The organism is Collinsella ureilytica (genome assembly GCF_019795105.1).
GTDB lineage: Bacteria > Actinomycetota > Coriobacteriia > Coriobacteriales > Coriobacteriaceae > Collinsella > Collinsella ureilytica.
In genome coordinates this window covers 1-19,517 of the sequence record NZ_JAIMFO010000004.1, presented here as the reverse complement: position 1 = coordinate 19,517, position 19,517 = coordinate 1, and the positions used below count along the sequence as shown (strand labels likewise).

General features: G+C 53.7%; 20 protein-coding genes. All 20 read left to right on the top strand.

Annotation, left to right across the window (positions count from 1 at the left end; translation table 11 throughout):
- The first annotated feature begins 238 nt into the window (after positions 1 to 238).
- Positions 239 to 556 (top strand): hypothetical protein, encoded by a 318-nt coding sequence (locus K6V98_RS00210; RefSeq protein ID WP_222198523.1) that lies wholly within the window; start codon positions 239 to 241, stop codon positions 554 to 556.
- The gene (locus K6V98_RS00205) at positions 553 to 1,074 is read left to right on the top strand and encodes a P27 family phage terminase small subunit (protein WP_222198522.1); all 522 of its coding nucleotides are present in this window, start codon (positions 553 to 555) and stop codon (positions 1,072 to 1,074) included. Before K6V98_RS00210 ends, K6V98_RS00205 begins: the two co-directional genes overlap by 4 nt.
- On the top strand, positions 1,071 to 2,537 hold the full coding sequence (locus K6V98_RS00200) for a terminase large subunit domain-containing protein (protein ID WP_222198521.1): 1,467 nt from the start codon (positions 1,071 to 1,073) through the stop codon (positions 2,535 to 2,537). Before K6V98_RS00205 ends, K6V98_RS00200 begins: the two co-directional genes overlap by 4 nt.
- Before the next feature lie 53 nt (positions 2,538 to 2,590).
- A complete protein-coding gene (locus K6V98_RS00195) occupies positions 2,591 to 4,081 on the top strand; it encodes a phage portal protein (protein ID WP_222198520.1) in 1,491 nt (496 codons plus the stop codon).
- Positions 4,068 to 4,781, top strand: a complete 714-nt coding sequence (locus K6V98_RS00190; RefSeq protein WP_222198519.1) for a head maturation protease, ClpP-related — start codon at positions 4,068 to 4,070, stop codon at positions 4,779 to 4,781. The genes K6V98_RS00195 and K6V98_RS00190 overlap by 14 nt, the downstream gene beginning before the upstream one ends.
- 3 nt (positions 4,782 to 4,784) lie before the next feature.
- Positions 4,785 to 5,987 carry a phage major capsid protein gene (locus tag K6V98_RS00185; protein ID WP_222198518.1) on the top strand — a complete coding sequence of 401 codons (1,203 nt, stop codon included), beginning with the start codon at positions 4,785 to 4,787 and terminating at the stop codon, positions 5,985 to 5,987.
- Positions 5,988 to 5,992: 5 nt separating this feature from the next.
- Entirely contained in the window at positions 5,993 to 6,790 is a 798-nt protein-coding gene (locus tag K6V98_RS00180) for a hypothetical protein (RefSeq protein ID WP_222198517.1), read from the top strand.
- Positions 6,790 to 7,260, top strand: a complete 471-nt coding sequence (locus K6V98_RS00175) for a hypothetical protein (RefSeq protein ID WP_222198516.1) — start codon at positions 6,790 to 6,792, stop codon at positions 7,258 to 7,260. The genes K6V98_RS00180 and K6V98_RS00175 overlap by 1 nt, the downstream gene beginning before the upstream one ends.
- Positions 7,261 to 7,269: 9 nt before the next feature.
- Positions 7,270 to 8,292, top strand: a complete 1,023-nt coding sequence (locus K6V98_RS00170) for a phage tail tube protein (protein WP_222198515.1) — start codon at positions 7,270 to 7,272, stop codon at positions 8,290 to 8,292.
- 141 nt (positions 8,293 to 8,433) lie between these two features.
- Positions 8,434 to 8,790, top strand: a complete 357-nt coding sequence (locus K6V98_RS00165; protein ID WP_222198514.1) for a hypothetical protein — start codon at positions 8,434 to 8,436, stop codon at positions 8,788 to 8,790.
- Between the two features lie 89 nt (positions 8,791 to 8,879).
- Positions 8,880 to 9,050 carry a hypothetical protein gene (locus tag K6V98_RS00160; RefSeq protein ID WP_222198513.1) on the top strand — a complete coding sequence of 57 codons (171 nt, stop codon included), beginning with the start codon at positions 8,880 to 8,882 and terminating at the stop codon, positions 9,048 to 9,050.
- A gap of 10 nt (positions 9,051 to 9,060) precedes the next feature.
- Positions 9,061 to 9,501 carry a hypothetical protein gene (locus K6V98_RS00155; RefSeq protein WP_222198512.1) on the top strand — a complete coding sequence of 147 codons (441 nt, stop codon included), beginning with the start codon at positions 9,061 to 9,063 and terminating at the stop codon, positions 9,499 to 9,501.
- Positions 9,494 to 13,321: a phage tail tape measure protein gene (locus tag K6V98_RS00150; protein WP_222198511.1), complete on the top strand. Its 3,828-nt coding sequence runs from the start codon at positions 9,494 to 9,496 to the stop codon at positions 13,319 to 13,321. The genes K6V98_RS00155 and K6V98_RS00150 overlap by 8 nt, the downstream gene beginning before the upstream one ends.
- A complete protein-coding gene (locus K6V98_RS00145) occupies positions 13,322 to 15,634 on the top strand; it encodes a fibronectin type III domain-containing protein (protein WP_222198510.1) in 2,313 nt (770 codons plus the stop codon).
- Positions 15,627 to 16,730 (top strand): hypothetical protein, encoded by a 1,104-nt coding sequence (locus K6V98_RS00140; protein WP_222198509.1) that lies wholly within the window; start codon positions 15,627 to 15,629, stop codon positions 16,728 to 16,730. Before K6V98_RS00145 ends, K6V98_RS00140 begins: the two co-directional genes overlap by 8 nt.
- Positions 16,727 to 17,017, top strand: a complete 291-nt coding sequence (locus K6V98_RS00135; RefSeq protein WP_222198508.1) for a hypothetical protein — start codon at positions 16,727 to 16,729, stop codon at positions 17,015 to 17,017. Before K6V98_RS00140 ends, K6V98_RS00135 begins: the two co-directional genes overlap by 4 nt.
- 6 nt (positions 17,018 to 17,023) lie before the next feature.
- Positions 17,024 to 18,229 carry a hypothetical protein gene (locus tag K6V98_RS00130; RefSeq protein WP_222198507.1) on the top strand — a complete coding sequence of 402 codons (1,206 nt, stop codon included), beginning with the start codon at positions 17,024 to 17,026 and terminating at the stop codon, positions 18,227 to 18,229.
- 3 nt (positions 18,230 to 18,232) lie between these two features.
- Positions 18,233 to 18,586 carry a hypothetical protein gene (locus K6V98_RS00125; protein ID WP_222198506.1) on the top strand — a complete coding sequence of 118 codons (354 nt, stop codon included), beginning with the start codon at positions 18,233 to 18,235 and terminating at the stop codon, positions 18,584 to 18,586.
- A gap of 15 nt (positions 18,587 to 18,601) precedes the next feature.
- Positions 18,602 to 18,853 (top strand): phage holin, encoded by a 252-nt coding sequence (locus K6V98_RS00120; protein WP_222198505.1) that lies wholly within the window; start codon positions 18,602 to 18,604, stop codon positions 18,851 to 18,853.
- Positions 18,854 to 18,956: 103 nt separating this feature from the next.
- Positions 18,957 to 19,517, top strand: a 561-nt coding sequence (locus tag K6V98_RS00115) for a CHAP domain-containing protein (protein WP_222198504.1), incomplete at its 3' end; no start/stop codon positions are given.

Sequence of the window (19,517 nt, the reverse complement as noted above, 5' to 3'; positions counted from 1 at the left end):
CTTTTTTTTATGCTAAAAAATAGCCTATAGCCCCCATATAAATTCAAGCAAAAAATATAACAAGCCTTCTACCTGCGTAAATAGGGGGAGGGTATTATCATGTATGCACTTTGACCCATACCCAGCGCCCCGCTGATTTTTATATACGTACGAAAATGAGTCAACTGTCACGGAACGCCTGTCACGGAATGGGGGAAGCTCACGTAAGGATTATCGAGGTAGGAGGAAGGGGGTTATTGTGCAAAAACGCTGCAAGTGGTGCGCTGCGGTATTCCAATCAAAAACCGTACGCGCTCAGTTTTGCTCAGATCGCTGTAGGAAAGCGCACAATCGCGCCCTTCGTGACGGCACCAGGCTAAAAGTCCCTGCTACTCCTCCGGCAGGAGTGGACAAAACGGTATCTGAGCTGGAAATCGCCTATATGGTCTCGTCCATTCATGGCATTGCGGGATTTTTTGACGCGGCGGCAGTCGCAGGACCAGAAAACCGATCAGATCTGTGCCGTTTTTTCTCTGGTCGATTGAGAAACATGCTGGATGAGGTGGGGCTTGCATGAGAGGAAGAAAAGCTGATGCAAGAGCCGTCCGTAGGCTAAAAGATGGAGCTGACCTTGCCTTATATGCAGGTGCGCGCTCAGACTCTGAACTTGAAGGGGTAGAAAAACCCGCATCGGTGCTTGCGGTTCCCTCCATGAGCGCACTTTGGGACACGATTGCCGCATCGGGCATATCGTGGCGGCCAGAAGACACCCCGCTGCTTGAAGCGCTCGTTTTTGAGCTAGAAGCCGCACGGCAGTGCCGCGATCGCTGCACTGATGAGCTAGGAAACGTCATGCCAGTGGTTGGGCGAGGGATGCCTGACCCAGAGACGGGAGAATACCTCGACTGGGCACCTAATCCCTGGTACAAAGCTATGGGTGAAGCAACAGCTCGCGCTCTTCGTCTGTCAGACCAGCTCGGGTGTACCCCGCTTGCTCGCGCTCGTTTAGGTCTTACTCAAGCCGCAGGTATAGCAGTTGGCGTATCGATCGCCGAGCAGGTGCGCGCCGCAGTAGACCGGATGCAAAAACAATGAGCTACGTTACCAAGCGACCACGGCTTACCAAGGCAGGAGAGCAGGAAGCCCGATATAGCGCTGCGTTTGCAACCTCGTTTCTCACGTTTGCTGGTGAGTCGGAACTTTGCGGCGAGCCTTATCGCATCGATCCCTGGCTGATGAAAAACATTTGGCGTCCTCTTTTTGGCAGCGGCTCGATGAAGAAGGGGGTGTGGCAGCGGCGCTTCAGGCGCGTGTTGCTCGGAGTACATCGTGGCTATGGAAAGTCTCAGCTTGCAGCTGTCATCATCCTAACCATAGCGACTATGGAGCCTTTGCCAAATGGGCGCTATGGGATTGTGGCTGACTCGCGCGATAACACGAAAGTCGTACGCGACTATATCGTCCAGATGATCAACGCGAACAACCAGCTCTCTCGCACGTGGACTGTGCAAAAGGGCTTAATCAGAAATAACGCAACCGGCCAAGAAATCCTCGTCTTCCCGTACAAAGAGGCCGCTCTGCAAGGAAAACACTTTCATGTGCTTGTGGGAGATGAGTTGCACGTCTGGCGCGACGGGACAGTTTGGGAGGCGGCTGTTTCTGGCCAAGCAAAAATTAAAAATGCGCTTACCATCGGAATTACGACAGCCGGTGCTGACCGGGATAGTTTCTTGTTTAGGCTCTACAAGCGTCTAAAGCGTGATCCACATGCCTATGTATGCTGGCTAAGCGTTACCGACTCCGACGACCCGACTGATCGGCGGTCGTGGAAGAGGATACTCGCAGCTGGACGCATTACTCGCGAAGAGCTAGAAGAGCAGTTCGAGGCGCTGAGTCTTGATCAGTTCGCGCGGTACTACTTAAACCGCACGCCTATGGATGCTCACGAAAACCCATTCATGAAGCGTCGCGACGTTGACGCTTGTCGGCGAAACGCATCTGATTTTGATTTTTCTCAATGGTTCTGTGTTGGCATTGATGGTGCTGTCTCGGGCGACACTCTTGCAGTTGTGGCAGCCCAGCGCATAGGTGAGGGCTGGGCATATCGTGAGTGGTGCTGGGAGCGCCCAGGGGCGATGGGCGTATATGATCTGGTGGATGTGGCAGACGTTTTGCAAGAGCTCGCTGCTAAAGCCGGGTCTCCACTCATATGCTGCGACCCTGCACGCATGCAATTCTTAAAAAACTGGCTTTATCGAGAGCGCGGCATGGATTTGGCAGATGTTGCGCAAACTCCGCGCGTGATGTGTCCTGCCTCGGAGCTTTTAGGCATAGCAGTGCGGACAAGAAAAGCGGCATTTAAAGGGCTTGAAGTATTGCCTGAGCACTGCATTAATGCCCGCTCAGAAGAATCTCGGGCATATGGCAGAAGACTCACCAGTACGCGGCACGGGCGAGGAACAAAACGTATCGACGCCGCAGTCGCTGCAGCTATGGCCATGTGGGCGTATGACAACAATGAACAAGAATCGCCGAGCGTCTACACGATCGAGCTATAGAGCGGGGGACAAAGGGCGCACTATCAGCGCATACCTGGAAGGGGAGCGTGAGCATGGGCATCATTTCTGCCGTTTTAGCAGCAGCTACTGGACATACAAGCCTTCCTGCAATTCGTCCGGCTCCTTATCCGATGCTGGATCTTGCAGGAGGCGCAGATCTGCCTGCAGCAGATCGGGCGTATCACTCTAATGCGTTTAGAGCTTGTTTGTTGGCAAAAGCGCGACCCTTGTCAGCTCTTCCAGCTGATGTATATACCCGTGAAAAAGACGTGCGCAAACGAGCTGAGTCTCGCGTTGCAAGAGCGCTTTCTGAGCTTTTGCGCCATCGGTGGAATCCACTGATGACCTCGGCAGAGGGGGTGCGCTGGACGCTGATGACGAAAGACACACTCGGCAATGCATTTATCCGCGTTGAGTGGTCGCAAGGCGTGCCTGTAGCACTTTGGCCGATGCGGCAAGGTGCTGAGCCTAAGATCGAAAATGGGCGTCTTACCTTTCAGTCCCAGGGGGATCGTTTTACAAAAGCAGGAGCATACCTGCCTCATGAGGTTGTGTGGGTCAAGTCCCCCGTTATCGATGCTGATGGGTTTAAGGGGGTCTCTTTAGCAGAGCTTTCAGCCCGAGAACTTGGGCTATCTATCGATTTAGAAGAGTTTTACAACCGCCTTATCTCAAACGGGAACCATTTCCCTGGCTGGCTTGAAACTGATAGGAATTTAAGCCAGGCAGACATCGACAAGATCAGACGGCAGCTCTCAGATAGAGGTGGCATTGTCTACGCTGGCGAGGTACGCCTGTTCGACAACAACCTGAAATACCACCAGACTCCGCTCACGATGGCTGATATGTCCCTGGTCGAACAGGAGCGCTGGATTTTGCAGCAAGTTTGCCGCACGACGTCTGTTCCGCCCCAAGAGGTCTTCGAGCTATCTAACGCAACCTACAGCAACATAGAACAGGGTGCGCTCAATTTTGCTTCCAAGACGCTCATGCCCGAATGCCACGAGCTAGAGAAGGCATTTTCTGGGATTTTATGGTCTGCTGGAAAGCCGGATGAGTATGTCCAATTTGATATGAACGGTTTATTACGTGGCGATTACAAGAGCCGCATGGAGGGCTATCGCACAGCCATCATGGGCGGGTGGATGAGTCCAAACAAGGTGCTCGCAAAAGAAGACGAGGCTCCATTTACCGGCGGAGATGTCTATTTCCGCTCTGCTGCCTATATTCCGGTTAACCCTGAAACAGGTGAAGAGCTGGCAGGTGCTCGGCGCTCAGGAGAGGCTAAGCCGGGTGGATCAGGTGAAGGTGAAGACCCTTCACTAGAAAAAAGCGGTGGCCGCCCAAAGGATGCGCTCGAGATTATCCACGCTGATATGGAGCAAAGACTGATCGCGCGATTTGCTGAGCAAGGAGATGTGCCGAAGGCTCGAGAGTTCGCTTGCCGCGTGCTGCTCCCATACCAAGCCGCAATGCAGGCACTCGGTGAGGAATATGACATGGAGTGTGATATAGAAAGGATCGCTCAGCATGCAAGACATTGACGTATATGGATTTATCGCTTCTGAGAAATGGAGCGAAGGGGACGTTTGCGCACGTGACTTTATTGCGGCTCTTCGTGCCGCAGACGGTGACGACGTAGTTATCCACATCAATTCAGGTGGCGGCGACACAATGGAGGCTGCCGCTATGGCAGAGGCTATCAGGAGCTACTCCGGGCGCACGACTGCCTCGATTGAAGGGCTCGCGGCTTCTGCAGCGTCTTATTTTGCATTGATGGCCGATGAGGTTGTCATGAACCCGTATGCCCTCATGATGATCCATAACCCTTATACCTTGTGTGCAGGAGACGCTTCTGACATGCGAGAGGCAGCAGACCTTCTGGATAAGGTACGCGGCACTATTTCTGCCCAATACGTTCGAAAAACCGGCATGGATGCAGCAGAGATTGAGTCCATGATGGACAAAGAGACGTGGATGAACGCAGAGGAAGCCCGCGAGCTAGGCTTTGTCGACACGCTGACAGACGCAGAACCGATCGCTGCGTGTATTAGTGCTGATACCTTAAAAACGTTTTCTCATATACCTGCCGCGCTTTGTCATAACCGCACGGGGGAGATTGAGACGAACATCCAAAAAGACGCAGAGACTGAACAAGCTGCACCGGGAGCCGGAGGCAGCGAAGCGGAGGCCGCCTCAAAAGTCATATGTGTCGATGGCTTATTTCTCAACATAAGGGAGTAAAAAATGAAGTCTTCAGTCCAGCTTAACAACATGATCGTTGAAGCAACCGAGGCGCTGGCACGCGATGCTGAGGTGTTTAACTCTGCAGAAGGCGACGAGCGCGCTGCTGCTCATGATCGCATTGTGGCCACCAAGGCTCGTGTTGCGGTTTACCAGGAGCAGCTGACCGATGCCCTTGAGGCAGAAGATGCACTGCGTCGCGCTGGTGACGCTCCTAAGGCAGCTGAGCACGCGTCTTGCCCTGTTCGCGATGTTGCCACTGCTTTTACAGGGAGCCGCAACGAGTTTTTAGCCGCTCAAAACGGAGCAATTGGCCGCACCGTCAAGCTCTCCGCAAGCGAGCTTTTAAATGCTACTGACCCCACCTATAAGCTTACTCTGCCGACCAAGACTGACTACACCTTGCCCTCAAATGTGATCGAGCTGCCCATGGGCTTTATCGATACACTGGCAACTGGGACTACCGACTTTTCGCTTGAGTACATGGTGGCAGGCGAGTTCACCAACAACGCTGATCTCTGGAAGCCTGGCAAGGTAAAGCCGCAGTCTAACGAGTCGTGGGAAAAGGACAACGCCCTGCTCTTCACAGTGGCTCACCACATGCCCATCTCTAAGCAGACTGCCTACCACTACGGGCAGCTCCAGTCTGTTATTGCTAACGATCTGATGGCGGGTCTCAAGATTAAAGAGGCTGCATGTGCTCTCAATCTGGATGACGGAGACGGCCGCAAGGGCGTCCTTAAGAAGGATATTCAGAAGTACCAGGCAAAGAAAAGCGAGAAGTTCTACGACTCGGTACGCCGCATGATTACTGAGTCTTGGCTTAAAACCGGTATCCGCCCTGACTATATTGCCGTACATCCCTATGTTCTGACTGAGCTTGATCTTGCCAAGAGCACAGATGGCTGGTACATGGTGCTCATGATGAACAACCGCCTCTGGCAGCTGCCGGTTGTTGAGGATGTCAATCTGGAGAGCGAGGTCAGCGGATCCAGTGGCAAGGAGAAAGTCTACGGCGCTTTGGTTTACAACCACACCGCCGCAACGTGGTACACCTCTGAGGCTGATGCACTCACCATTGGTTTGGTAAATGATCAGTTCATCCGCAATGAGTACACGCTTTTGGCCGAGGGTGAGCACCTGATCACCGTTACTCGTCCCAAGAGCTTTGTGTATTTGGCTGACGCAATTAAGCCGGGCGCATAAGAGCTATGGAAATCCACGCTGACACACAGGTCAGGATCTCTGTTGCAGAGATTGCCGGGGTAGCCTTCGAAGGCTCCCCGGCCGAGGTGCGCTTTACCGATCTAGCAACTGGAACGACTGTAAAGCGCGAGGCACTGACGAGCCTTGGAGCACCTCGACTCGTGGCTGCTGAGTGGGATGCAGCAGGTGCTACGGTGCGAGCCGAGCTTGATATCGTGGCTCGGCGGTACTGCTCAGTGGCAGATGTTAAAGGGTATCGCCAAGACCAGTACGCGATTAACACTCGTTGTACTGACGCAGATGTTGAGCAAGCAATTGCTCGCGCAGAAGAGGTCATCGAGGCAGAGTGCGGAAGATATTTACAGCCTGTTATGCGGATTGGCTGGGTCGATCGCGGGAGCTGTCCAGATAGGCGCTATCGCAATATGATCTCAGGATCTGGTGGCTATCAGGTCGACATCATCAGTATTGTTCGTGCAACAAGCGATGGTGAAGACGTGGATATCCGCCCGGTTCATCCAGGATCGAACTGGGTGGACGTAACAGCATTGCCTGTCGGCGGTTCTGCCACCGTTGCATTTACCTGTGGTATTCCAACTCCTGCTGAAATGGCACCTGCAGTTATCGCCCTTGCTGCTTTATATCTAGCGCCCTCCACAGGTCCAGATAACGCTATCTCAGCGTCAACGGAGCTTGGCGTGCTTCGCTACGTTATTGGTGGCGTAAATGGGGCAGCAACTTCAATCCCTGAGGTGAATGCGCTCATCCAGCGCCACGGTTTGGCAAAGTGTGGGGTGGCGTAGTGGAGCCTAAGATATACCCCGTCATCCGGGCAGTTGAAAATATATGCAAGGAAGCGCTTCAAGCACTTGATCAAAGTCCCTTCACCGCTATTGGTGGCTCTTCGGTCGAACAGCCCTTTATGTGCCACATTGGCGAGCTGCCCGCGTCGGTCTCGGTAATCTCACCTTCCACCTCAGTCACTCGCACTATGGGGGCACCTGCCCGATCTGCGCTTGCTCTGAAATACGATGTGCCTATAACGATGTGGGCAGACCGGATAGAGCTCGTTAGCACCTCTGAGCTTCTGGTGTCTTGGTGGGAAGCAATTGCTCGCGCCATCGCGGCTGATCGAACGCTCGGTTCGCTCGTTCAGCATGCCGAGCCGTATTGGCGAGACGGTTGGACAGCTCGAAATGATAAGCGAGGCACCTATATCGTTGTTGTGGCAGGCGGCGTGCGGGTGGCTCAAGACGTGAATCCCTTAGGTTAGGAGCAAAATATGCCTATTAATCCTTCAATTGGTAGTGCCGCAGTTGCCTTGCAGACAGACCGAGACACTCCGGCTTCGACCCCTGCATTTAAGCATGGCCTTACAGGTGGCTCTGCGTTTTCAGCTGAGCGCTCGATCGCAAGCACGCCAGTTGCTTGCGGTAATCGTGCTCCGAGCGATGCTCGCGTAGATAGCATCTCGGTAGGTGGCAGTATTGAGACGCTTTGCTACCCGGATGTGCTCGGCTTTTATCTGTATGCGGCTCTTGGTGCGGTCAAGAGTGCCGCAGCGAGCAAAAGTGGGTATCGCCGTCACATCTTTACGATGGGCGATACGCTGCCTTATGTAACCGTCTGGTCTCAGATCGGAACAAACAACTTCACCCAGGCTGTTGGCTGCAAAGTCTCAAAGCTCGAGCTTTCGGCTTCTGGCAATGAGCCCATTGCTCTAAAGGCAGAGCTTGCAGGTATTGATGGCAAGGTGGGTATTGACGGTATTCCTGGCAGCCTCGAGGCGTCTTGCTATGGCGGTAAGTTTGTCCCCACTGACTGCGATGTACGTCTTGATACAGCATCGGGAACGCCGAAAGAGGCGCTCGTTGCCGATCTGTCGTTCAATATCGAAAACGGAACATCTGCGCTCTCCTCACTTGGGCGTGTAACTCCTCGAGATATTGCAGATGGAACGGTAAAAGTCGGTATCTCAGTTACCACTATTCCTGACGACATCAAGCCCTATCAGAAGATGATTACCGGCTCTGAGAGTGCCGTAAATATTTCGGGGAAAATTGTGTTTGGCTCGGTATACGCTAAGTTCATCCACTCGGAAGACCCGAACATGACCCTTGAGCTGAAGCTTGATCATATTCCGTTTACGGCGAGTTTCCCCTCAGTTGATCCTGAGGGCACCGAGGGAACGATTCAGTTTACCTGTGACTCAGCAATTATCACGAGCGCCGGTGAGTCTCCGGCAACAGTCACTCTGGTCAATAAGACCGAAAGCTATGTCTTGCCCGCCAAAAAACACGAATAATAGCTCTCACATATGCGCTCATACAGGTGCTGAATGAAAGGGACTCATCACTTACGTGAGTCCCTTTTTCGTGACGTCACGCAACGGGGGAGTGCCGACCGATGATGCACGTGCAGTTTCGCCCAACAGATTGGAGCCAACATGAAGGCGAATCATTTTCTTGTCCAGCCACTTGCCGGTGGAAAAGAGGTTGTTTTCCCTGCCCCTTATATCTTGTCGCCCAAGGCGAAGCGCTTGCTTGCTGGGGATCCAGCGTTTCAGGCAATTGTTGATGAGACCAGCGATGCAGCCAGTGAATTTAAGGTCATTCTAGAAAGTGCCGCATGGTGCATTTTATGCGCGCAAGTTGCTCGTGCCGCCCTTGATCTGCCTAAACAAATTGACGCGGCAGAATGTGAGGCGTTTGCTTGCCGCTATGTCTATGACATCGAGCCAAGCGAAATTTCAGATGGCACGGTAGAGGAAAATTTTACGGTTATGTCGGGCGAGAACTTCTAGCGCTTGCTCGATATTCCTCAACTTCGGTTACTGAGCTTTTGGATCTCATAGACCGATACCCCGAGATTGCATGCCAGATCTGGTACGACATGGTGGAATACTCAGATCCTATTCCAAAAGAGAATAAAGGCGCGTGGAAAAAGCCCGGTGAAAACGCACAACAGGCGCGAGACCGCATGCGCGCCGAGCGAGCGCAAGCACGTGCTCGTTTGGTTGTGGCGGGGGAGGAGAGCGTGAAGATCACCCCTGAAGATCATTAAGGGGGGTTCAGTGTTTCAAGGCTTCACTATTGAGGTTGTTAACCTCGACAAAACAATTGCTGCCCTCGCTGAGCTTGACGCGGGGCTTGCCGTCGAGCTTAAAAACGCGATCTCAGAGCTTGCAGCGCCCACGCTTGCAAAAGCTAAGGGGTATGCACGCGGGCTCGGTGTAGCGCCGAGTGGTCAGTACGCCTCATCGCTTCGGCTGAAAAAGCGAAAGACGGGCGTTTCTTTTGTCTCAAACGACCCTGGTGGTGGAGTCATCGAGTTTGCTCATCTCGGCGCTGTTTTGCTTACAGGTCCCTACCGTGGACGGCGAGCACCGGTACCGCGCACCGGCACACCGCCCAGGGCGCTACTCCGGGCGATTCTAGAAGATGAGGATCAGCTGATCCGAGACCTTAACGACGCGGTTTCAGAGTTTGCGGATGGATGTGTCCAGATTGGGTAGTGCATCAATTACCATCAATGTTGATGGCAAGTGGAACGGGTCAGGCGCTGTCGAACAGGCAAAGAGTAGCCTGCAAGGACTCGGCAATATTTCAACTCAATCAGCGGACAGGGTCGCGCGGGCTATGAATCGCCAACGGGAGTCGTTCCATCGAGTGACTCGAGCTGCTGCTTCTACGAGTAAATCTACATCTCAGTCAGTTGCAATTATGGGAGAGAACATAGTTGCAGCAGGTGGCCAGATGTACGCTGCGGGCAAAAAGATGGAGAGCGTCGGTGAGTCGCTTGCTGTTGCAATTACAGCGCCGTTGGTAGTAGCAGGAGGCAAAGCTTCTGATGCCGCTATTCGCTTTGATACTGCTTTAGCGAACGTCCGCAAGACCACAGATATGGCTGAGGCCGATCTGCAAAAGCTCGGCCAGGCTGCCATTGAGCTTTCAAAGACGCAGCCCGTAAGCGCTGAGACGATTCTGAATGTGGAGGCGCTCGGCGCTCAGCTAGGTATTGCGAAAGGGAACTTGCAAGATTTTGCTCGTGTCGCAACAGGGCTGGATATCGCCACCAACATGAGCGCTGAGCAGGCGGCGACCGAGATGGCGCGTTTCGCCAATATTATGAACATGTCTCAAACTGACATGGAGCGCTATGCCTCGACCATTGTGTATCTGGGCAATCACTTTGCAACCACTGAGTCTGAGATCTCAACTATGGCTCAGCGCTTGGCTTCTGCAGGAAAAACAATCGGTTTATCTGAAGCGCAGGTGCTCGGTCTCTCAGCTTCGATGTCGTCACTCGGTATTCGCTCTGAGATGGGTGGCTCTGCGCTCTCGCAAGTTTTTGTCAAGATCAGCCGCTCGGTTACTAATGGCGGAGACGAGCTTGAAGCATTCGCTCGTCGTGCGGGAATGAGTGCGGAAGACTTCAAAAAAGCCTGGGAGACTGACGCTGCCGGAGCATTTACTGCTCTGTTGGACGGTGTCTCGCATGCTGACGATATGAACGATGCACTCAAAGAGCTTGGCATCACCTCACTTCGTGAGGGCGATGTCATGCGGCGTTTGGCTGGCAACACTGATCTGGTGAAACAAGCATTGGGCGGAGCCACGCAAGCCTGGAAGGATAACTCCGCACTGCAGGCTGAGGTCGATCAGCGCAACGAATCCATGGCCTCAAGAATCCAGGTGCTTAAAAACAAGGTTGAAGCACTCGCCACCCAGGTGGGTGTGCCGCTTGTAAATGCTCTCATCGCTGCTGCAGACGCTGTATCACCCTTGCTAAACACCGCATCTGATCTAGCGACTGCCTTTGCGTCTGCAGATGAGGGGACTCAGCGCCTTGTTATATCAATCGCAGGTATTGCAGCTGCTGCTGGACCCACGCTCAATGTATTGGGAAAGGTCGCAAAAGGTCTTGGCAGCGCTGAGACAGTCATTGGAAACGTCGTTCGAGAGTTTGCGGTGTATAAAGACGCGGCAAACACAACAGATGCCGCGCAATTGCGTATTTACGCCTCCTCAAAAACTATGGCCTCTCAGATCGGTATCGCGAGCAACTCAATTGCTAATGCCGCCGGAGGCGTAGAGAACTATATCGATGCGTGTGACCGTATGGCAGCTGCCCAGGGTAAAGCTGAAGCATTTTCGAAAAAGGCCGACGAGGCAGGTCTTCGCGCTGCAAAGTCTGGTCGCAAGCAGGCAAAAGCGGCAAGAGAAATTCAAGATGCATTTATCGAAAAAGCTAATGCAGCCTCTGCTGAGGTTCAATCGACCCAGGCACAGATCACTGCGTGGGAACAAGCCGCACAAGCATCCGGAGGAGTTGCTTCTAAGGTCGGTAGTTTAGTGACTGGCTTAAAGGGGTTAGCAATGGGAGCAGTCGCTGCAGCAGGTCCCATGCTGGCAACTGTAGCAGTCACAGCCGCTGTCTCTGCTGCGGTCGGTTTTGCTGCAAAAGTGATCGGTGACTTTGCTGAAAAAGCACGCCTGGCCGAGGAGCGACAAAAACGCATGGCCGACGCGTCGCAATCGCTCGCAAGCATTTCTGCAGAGGCTGCCGCTGGTGCTCAATCACAGGCTAAAGCACTCGATGAAATAGCGGGGTCTGGTAAGAAAGCGTGCGAGGCGGTCATTGACCTTAACAAGAAGTCGAAAGAGGTAATTTCCGACTATGAAGTGAGTGCCGCTACGGTTGACTCATACGCAAACTCAATCAAAGAGCTTACGAGCAAAGGTCAGCTGAACGAAGTCCAACAAGCGCGCTTAGCGATCGCTGTTAAAGGCTACAACGATGCGACCGGCTCCTCAATTGAGATTACTGATGGGGCAACCGGCCAGCTTTCGATATCGACCGAAGAGCTTGAGAAGAATACTGAAGCATGGAAGCGAAACGCTGAGATACAGGCGTATCAGCAGGTTGCTGGTGAGTACCTGCAGCAACACGCTAAAGATTATCTCGCACTGTCTCAGGCAAAAGACGAACTCGCAAGAATCAATGAAGAACTCTATCCGCTCGAAGAAAAAAGCGGGCATCTTACGTACGAAGAGGCTATGCACCGGCAAGATCTCTTAGAAAAAATCAAAAAGCTGACGCCTGAAATTGAGGAGCTTTCTACTGCTGAGAAGTCGAGTGCTGAATCAGCAGAATACGCCAGCGCTAAAGTAGCAATGATGTCTGAAGCCGGGCAGGAACTCACAAATACATTTAGCGAGTTGAAGCTTGAGGCCCCACTTCACAAGGCCGGAATTGATCTCGATCAGTTTGGCGCGAAGCTGCTTGAGGCAGGGGTCTCAAGCGATACTCTGCGCCAGATTGGCAGTGAGAATATCGGAAAGCTCGCCCAGGCATTTGATGGCGACCTAACAAAGATAGTCTGGGCGATCCAAAACTATAACGCAGTGCCAGTTGAGGACAAAGACGGTACGGTCAGCATTAATGATGCTGAGTTAATCGACGGACAAGATCGAGTCTATGTATGGAACGATGGGGAACTTGTCGATAAAGAGACCCAAGCTAGGTGTGACTATGCTGAGCTGGTTGATGGACAAGGGCATCTCTGGGTCTGGGATGGTAGTGAGCTGGTTTCCAAGAGCGCCACTGCCATCATTGAAGGCAACGTAATCAGCGGTAAAGCCAAGAGTGCAGTTGATACAACAGCGCAAAGTGTGGCAGGACTCAGCGGTAGCACGGTTGACGTAAGCGCGGTCGGTACGGTTGCTACAGGCGCTGCAAAAAGTAAAGTCGATAATACTCGCTCAAGCATTGGAGATCTCTCCAGTAAATCGATCAATGTTACCGCCAACGGAAATATCCCCTCCGGAAATGCTACGGAGCGGATCCAGGATGCAAAAAGCAATATCGACCGCGTCTCTGGTAAAGACGTAACGGTGGCTGCTTATACAAGAGGCGAGTCCGACATAAGAAACTTTAAATCCATGCTCAACTCCATCCCAACGAGCGTGCATACCACGTTAAGTGTCAGCAGGAGAAATGCTGCAGGCGGCTTTGCGTTTCATGCAGACGGAGGTGTGGTTGTTCCGCGATACCATGCACGAGGAGCCATTGCTTCTCGCGCGGTTCCTCTGACTGACATTGTGGGCGAGGCAGGAGCTGAGGCAATCGTGCCGCTCACCAACCGCCGCTATGCCATGCCGTTTGTGCGCATGATCGCCAGTGAAGTCGGAGCGCGAACCGGAGCGGCAGCCGGCGTTTCTAATACGTACAACTTGACCATTAACGGACTGGATATAGCGGCAAACGATCGTATTGGCGAGCTGCTCCAGGCTCTCGGGAATGAGTTCAGCGCAACAATGGGAGTGATATAGATGGCAAGCGGGTGGGGCAACGTCGTCCAGCACTGGCAGACGCATCTTGAAGCCTATGTGTCCTGGGAAAACGAAACACAGGCCACTGTAGAAGTTAAGATCTATTTCCATTCGATCGGCTGGGGGTATTCAGTCCGAGCGCAGGCGTTGGCATCGGCTAATTGGTCGAATGGAAACGTGAACCAGTTTACCGCCGAGTCCGCTCGCGGCGCGACTGTCGATCAGCTTGCAGCCACCCACTCAGTGACTGTCAGAAAGACAGAGAGCTGGCAGCAGATCTCGGTAAGTGGATGGGTACAGCTGACCGGTGGCTATCACAACGGCACCTCAACAGCATATGCGACTGTTGATGTCTCTCCCATTCCGTATGCTGCTCCAGGCGCGCCAAGCGGGTGTAGCGCAAATCGTATCAGTGATAACCGTATTGAGGTTCGCTGGCAAAACGGCTCAACCTCTTCTATGAGAAAAAGAGAGCGCTCACTGGTGGAGCGCAGTGATAATGGGGGCGCGTGGGTACAAATCGCGTCTGTATCAGAGTATGCCGCCAACTATACCGATTTCGGCGTTGGTGCTAACAGTTCGTATACCTATCGCGTCCGGTCGTCTGGCAGAGGTGGTACATCCTCCTATTCGAATGTTTCCACACCCGTCTATACAACTCCTGCTCCGCCCTCAGACATTACGATCACCCGAACAGGAGACGGGAGAAGTTTTCGAATTTCTGCCGATACCTCAGGGGTAAGAAACGCTACCGAGTACATTATTGAGCAGTCAGAAGATAATGGGGCGTGGACTGACCGCTTTAGGACTACCTATTTTCCCACTTCTTCTCGAGCCTCAAGCAGAGTGCGGGTGCGCATTGCATCAGTTCGCGGGGAGTTGATCTCTCCCTGGGTCGTATCGAGTGAGTTTGCAGCAGTCTGCCCACCTAATGCGCCTGCAATTACACTACCTTCGGCAAGCGTTGTACCTACGGGCTCGCGTCTTGTAGTAGCCTGGCGACCAGATCACCCCGATCAATCCGCGCAAAGCCGCGCTGAGGTTGAGGTCACGGTTGGAAACAAGCAACCGACAACTGAAACAGTAAACGATCGAGATACCTCGCTGAAACTGCCCATATCGTATACCGAAACAGACGGTTGGCTTCGGATTCGGGTACGCACGAAAGGCTACGATGCAAAGTGGGGTCAGTGGAGTCCTGCCCGTGAGATTCGAGTTGCTAGCCCTCCATCAGCTCACATTATCAATCCAGCAAAAGACGGTGACATCGTTAAGCTGATGCCAGTCAAGGTAGCCTGGAACGCGAGCGACGCTTCTGGCATCGCACACCAACGCCTCGAGCTGCTCGATAGCTCTGGCTCAGTGATTTGGGCTCATGATCCAAAGCTGAGTGAGCGATCGCTCTCCATTAGCTCGTCTGAGTATCTGCTTGACAATAATAATGAGTACGCTTTGCGGGTTGTTGTTCGCGGTGGCTCCGGGCTTGAGATATCTGAGACGCGCCGCTTTCGCGTTGAATATGCCGCCCCCGCAGAGCCGCGCGTGCACTTAGAGACTGATCCCACAACGCTTGCGGTACGCATTATTGCGCGCGCGGGCGGTACGACCTGGACAGTGGGAAACGAGACGCTAAGATCGCCTGAATTCCTTGATCAAACAGAATCAATCCCGGTCAGTGCTCCGGTGGGCGTTAAGGAAGGCGTTGTAGATATTGCAGAGCTTCCTGAGACAACCTCAATCGATATTATCCGCATCTTGCCTGATGGGTCGCGCTTGCCGATCGCTATGGGTGTTCGAGATGGCGATGAATCGCTCGATCGGTTGCCACCACTTAATCTCGAGTACGAATATGCCGTGATCGCTCACTCAGATTTGGGACCCGTTTCAGAAGCGAGGATCCCCTGGACAGTCGATGCCCAGGGGCGAGAGGCATATAGCTTTGGCGCAGACGCCTCATGTGTGCATCTGCTCGAATACGACGCCACCGGTCAGGCAAAGGTTGAGCGCACGGGAGAGACGTTTGAGTTTGCGCTGGGTGCAGGGACTCAAATGCTTCCGACGTTTTACCCAGACGGCGGCATGCGAGCCTCCGGCTCCCACTCATATACGATCACTGACCCCCAAGCCTTAAGGACACTGCTGCGCTCAGTTCGTTCTCGTGGCGGAGAGCTGTGCTGGTTCCGAGACCACTGGGGAGGGCGTGCCCGTTGCACTGTTGAGGCGTCGTATACGTACGCCGCTGGGCGCTATCGCTTGATCGATGTAACGCTCACGCTCTCTGAAGTTGTATGGGAGGAGCCGATCAATGGATAGGGCGACTTGGAGCGAGCGTAGCTCATCGACAACGTACAAGTATGTCCGTGTGTCTCGCGCGACTGGTGAAGAGGTGGCAGTTCTTCCCATGTTGGCTGCTGGCTCGATTACTCGGAACAACGATGTACGAATCATTGAAACTGCTGAGGCGGCGTGCACCGCTCCATTTGATATTGGCTCTGATTTAGTGCGCATTTACCTAGAGACAGCTTGGCCAGCAGGCAATACAGCAAGTGTCGCCCTGGGCACGTTTACTGCCGCCTCGCCATCTCGTCGTGTCACTGGAGCCTATTCGGTTGCAGCGGTTAAGTTCCAGGGGCGTTTGCAAGAGCTCTTGTCCGATCGGTTCACGAGTCCTGTTTCAGTTCCTGCCAACACACCAGCTGTTGAGCGCGCAAAACAAGTCTGCGAGGAAGCGGGTTTGGTTGTTATTGCTGATGCATCTGATTACAAAATCTCGCGCGCGAGAACCTATGGCGTGGGAGTTCGAAAAGAGAGCGGAGAGATAGGCGATACCAAGCTGGACATGGTAAACGACCTCCTGTCCTTGGCTGGCTTTTCAGGCGCTCGAACTGACGCGATGGGAAGAGTCGTGTTCAGACGCTACACGCCACTAGTCAAGCGCCCCGTGGCGTGGGAATTCAGAGAGGGTCCATCAGCTAAGTTTGAGCGCCACCTCACAGAAGAGCGCGACGCCATGGATGTTGCAAACCGAGTTGTCGTTTGCTATTCGACCGAGAAAGAAACAGTGATTGGCGTCGCCTCTGATGAAGATCCAGCAAGCGAGTTTTCAAAACCCGCAGTCGGTAGATGGATAACCAAGTCATATACCTATAGCGATCTTCCGGCGGGAGCCACCCCAGAAAAAAGAAAAGAAGCCGCAAACGAACGAGCAGCACAGCTCTTAAAGCAAGGGCAGTCGATTATTGAGCGGCTGAACATCCGACATGCGTTTGCTCCTATCGGTGTGGGTGATGCGGTCGAGTTTTCCTACCCCACGGCAGGTATTGCCGGGAAATTTGAAGTGCGTACGCAGCGACTCTTACTCAAAGCTGGGTGTCCCACTGAAACCGAGCTTAGGAGGTTTGTCCGATGAAACCGAGGAATAGCGCTGAGGTTGAGCAGGCGGGAAGCATTGGGCGAGCGATGGCTGAGGTTATCGGTCGTGGTGCGTATACCGGGAGTTCATTTGACCGAAGAATCGGCACCGTCGCTTCCGTGGGAAACGGCGTGCTCGATATTGAGATCGTAGCGGGGGAGGGCGGCTCGACACTGCAAGGCATACCGATGACCACGGCATGCGCTGGCGCAAAACCGGGGGACAGAGTGGTAGTCGATACGGTTGACCGGCACAGCCTGGCAATCGGGATTATTGCGGGGTAGGAACAGATGAGCGCTTTTCTGAAAAACGTTGATGGCGAGGTATATGCCGTAGAGGTTGATGGCCACATCTATGGGATAGCTGGAGCTGATGGCTTAGCGGAGCGGGCGCGCACAACCGCAGAAGCTGATCGTATTGCAGCTGAGACCGCTCGTGTGCAAGCTGAGATACTCAGGGGAAGCGCTGAGAAAGAGCGTGTAACGGCAGAATCTGCACGCGCTGCCGCCCAGGCTAAGAACAACGCCGATCAAGCACTTAACAACGAACGTATGATGAAACTCCAGCCGCACGTCTGCGTGGTTGGAGAGTATGACGCAAAAACGCGCATCCCGACCATTACCAAACCAAACGATGCTCAGCTCTATTTGGTTCCGCTATCGGATAGCGGGGCTCCTGGCTCAGATGGAGACGCCTACGCAGAGTGGCGCTACGTTGCGAAACGCTGGGAGCGTCTCGGTGTTTCCAACGTCGATGTATCGCGAATCACCACAGACGATATTGACCGGGTATCTGGTGGTACTGCTGTTGGTGGCGAGTCAATTCTTAACCTCACGGGCTTGAAATACCTTTGGACGAAAATCTCTGCAGCCATTGAGCGAGTTGATACAGCGCATAAAACGCTGCACTCTGCGCTTATTGCTTCTCTGAGTAAGAAATCAGATGTGGATCATACCCACGACACAGCCACTTCGCGCGCAGATGGCTTTATGTCGAGCTATGACAAGCGAAAACTTGACGATATTGACGCGAATGCGAATAACTACACCCTGCCACAAGCGAGCGCATACACAAAAGGCGGCGTGTACCTGAGCGACAGCCCGGACAAATCCAAGGGGCCGTACTCGGGCTATGCGCTCACGCCGTCGGCTTTAGCGTCTGCGATGACTCCAAGCAGCTGGACGACGATTTGGTCGCAAGGGCAATGGTTTATCAAGTGCAGGAAATTAGGAAAGCTCGTTGAGCTGGCGTGGGCGTTCAATCAAGAGAACGGCAATAACTGGCAGCTGAGCGATAGCGAACGTATCCCGTATGACATGCGACCGGATGTAAATATCTCAGGCATCACGGTAGCGACTGACTGGTATGCAAATAGCTTATCTGACTTGCGCGCTTGCTACTACATCGACACCGACGGGCGTATGTCTTTCCGTATCCACAACTCGCGCGGCGGCGTTTGCAATCGCGGTCACTGCACCTGGATTGCCGGAAGGTAGCACATGGAAATAGCCCTCATCATCTCGGCTGGGATGTTCGTTGTATCAGCTATCACACTCGCGCTCACGCTCTCACGAGATCGAGCAGCTGCACGTGAGCGAGATCGAGCACGAGCCGAGCGCGACCGTGCAGAAGGCGCGAACTGGCAAGCCGTAAAAGCAAAACTCGGAAGCATCGAGTCGGTCGGTATCGACACCAGAGGCGAGCTTCGAGACGTAAGGAATTTGCTCACTGATCACACCGCTCAGCTGGCAGAAATGCGCTCTCAAATCGGAGACCAGGGACGCAGGATTGACCGGATTGAGCGGCGTTGTGAGAACAGGTGCCTGCCAATCAAGACGGGCGGGACGGACTAGAGAGAGGAAATGCCCATGATCAACTGGAAACTACGGCTCAAGAACAAGGCAACGCTTGCCGCCTTAGCATCTGCGGCGGTTGTTTTTGCAGCCAATGTGGCTACCGCCTTAGGGGTGACGCTGCCGGTAGGACAAGAACAGGCGATGGCGTTTGTGATGAGTCTGCTCACCGTGCTTGCGGCGCTGGGCGTTATCACTGACCCCACGACCGCCGGTGTGGGCGATTCAAACCGCGCTATGACCTACACCGAGCCGAAGAGGGGCTAGACCATGAGCGAAGAAAAAGAACTAACTGCCGAAGAGAAGGCAGAAGTGATGAACCAAAACACCCACGACGAGCCGGATGTTGCTGAGGTGGAGGTGATTGAATATGGCGACTAGCTATGACGTGATTGCCCGCGCAGCGAAAGAGATCGGCTATAGCCGGTTCACAGACCCCCTCATGGGAACCATCTACGGGCGCTGGTATGCTCTGCTCACTAATACGCCGTGGTTTGGTACGAATGGCGTGCCATACTGCGCAATGTTTGTTTCCTATATCCTCGCTGAGTGCGGCGTTGAAGTCCCTGGCTTTCCTACCGCAAGCTGTTTAGCGGCGCTTTCAGGCGCTCGAGGCGCAGGCATTGTCCTCGCAAATAAGTACGATGCCCGTCCGGGTGACATTGTTCTTTTTGATTGGGATCCTCAATTAGGCAATGGCGTAGATCACGTAGGATTCGTGGAGCGCAACTGCGGCAGCTACATCCAAACCATCGAAGGCAATACCTCACCGGGTACGTCAGGCTCTCAGGGCAACGGCGGCGGCGTGCATCGCCGTACACGCTCTTGGGGCGTTGTGGCTGCGATTATTCGTCCAAACTACGACGGCGTGCCTAGCTCTTCAAAGAGCGAAGCAGGCGGCGGAATCAGTGAAGATGGCTGGTGGGGACAA

Bases quoted from the DNA above. Each gene is read 5' to 3' on its own strand.
- K6V98_RS00205 (WP_222198522.1), top strand. From the start codon at position 553: ATGAGAGGAAGAAAAGCTGATGCAAGAGCCGTCCGTAGGCTAAAAGAT.
- K6V98_RS00200 (WP_222198521.1), top strand. From the start codon at position 1,071: ATGAGCTACGTTACCAAGCGACCACGGCTTACCAAGGCAGGAGAGCAG.
- K6V98_RS00195 (WP_222198520.1), top strand. From the start codon at position 2,591: ATGGGCATCATTTCTGCCGTTTTAGCAGCAGCTACTGGACATACAAGC.
- K6V98_RS00190 (WP_222198519.1), top strand. From the start codon at position 4,068: ATGCAAGACATTGACGTATATGGATTTATCGCTTCTGAGAAATGGAGC.
- K6V98_RS00185 (WP_222198518.1), top strand. From the start codon at position 4,785: ATGAAGTCTTCAGTCCAGCTTAACAACATGATCGTTGAAGCAACCGAG.
- K6V98_RS00180 (WP_222198517.1), top strand. From the start codon at position 5,993: ATGGAAATCCACGCTGACACACAGGTCAGGATCTCTGTTGCAGAGATT.
- K6V98_RS00170 (WP_222198515.1), top strand. From the start codon at position 7,270: ATGCCTATTAATCCTTCAATTGGTAGTGCCGCAGTTGCCTTGCAGACA.
- K6V98_RS00165 (WP_222198514.1), top strand. From the start codon at position 8,434: ATGAAGGCGAATCATTTTCTTGTCCAGCCACTTGCCGGTGGAAAAGAG.
- K6V98_RS00160 (WP_222198513.1), top strand. From the start codon at position 8,880: ATGGTGGAATACTCAGATCCTATTCCAAAAGAGAATAAAGGCGCGTGG.
- K6V98_RS00145 (WP_222198510.1), top strand. From the start codon at position 13,322: ATGGCAAGCGGGTGGGGCAACGTCGTCCAGCACTGGCAGACGCATCTT.
- K6V98_RS00140 (WP_222198509.1), top strand. From the start codon at position 15,627: ATGGATAGGGCGACTTGGAGCGAGCGTAGCTCATCGACAACGTACAAG.
- K6V98_RS00135 (WP_222198508.1), top strand. From the start codon at position 16,727: ATGAAACCGAGGAATAGCGCTGAGGTTGAGCAGGCGGGAAGCATTGGG.
- K6V98_RS00130 (WP_222198507.1), top strand. From the start codon at position 17,024: ATGAGCGCTTTTCTGAAAAACGTTGATGGCGAGGTATATGCCGTAGAG.
- K6V98_RS00125 (WP_222198506.1), top strand. From the start codon at position 18,233: ATGGAAATAGCCCTCATCATCTCGGCTGGGATGTTCGTTGTATCAGCT.
- K6V98_RS00120 (WP_222198505.1), top strand. From the start codon at position 18,602: ATGATCAACTGGAAACTACGGCTCAAGAACAAGGCAACGCTTGCCGCC.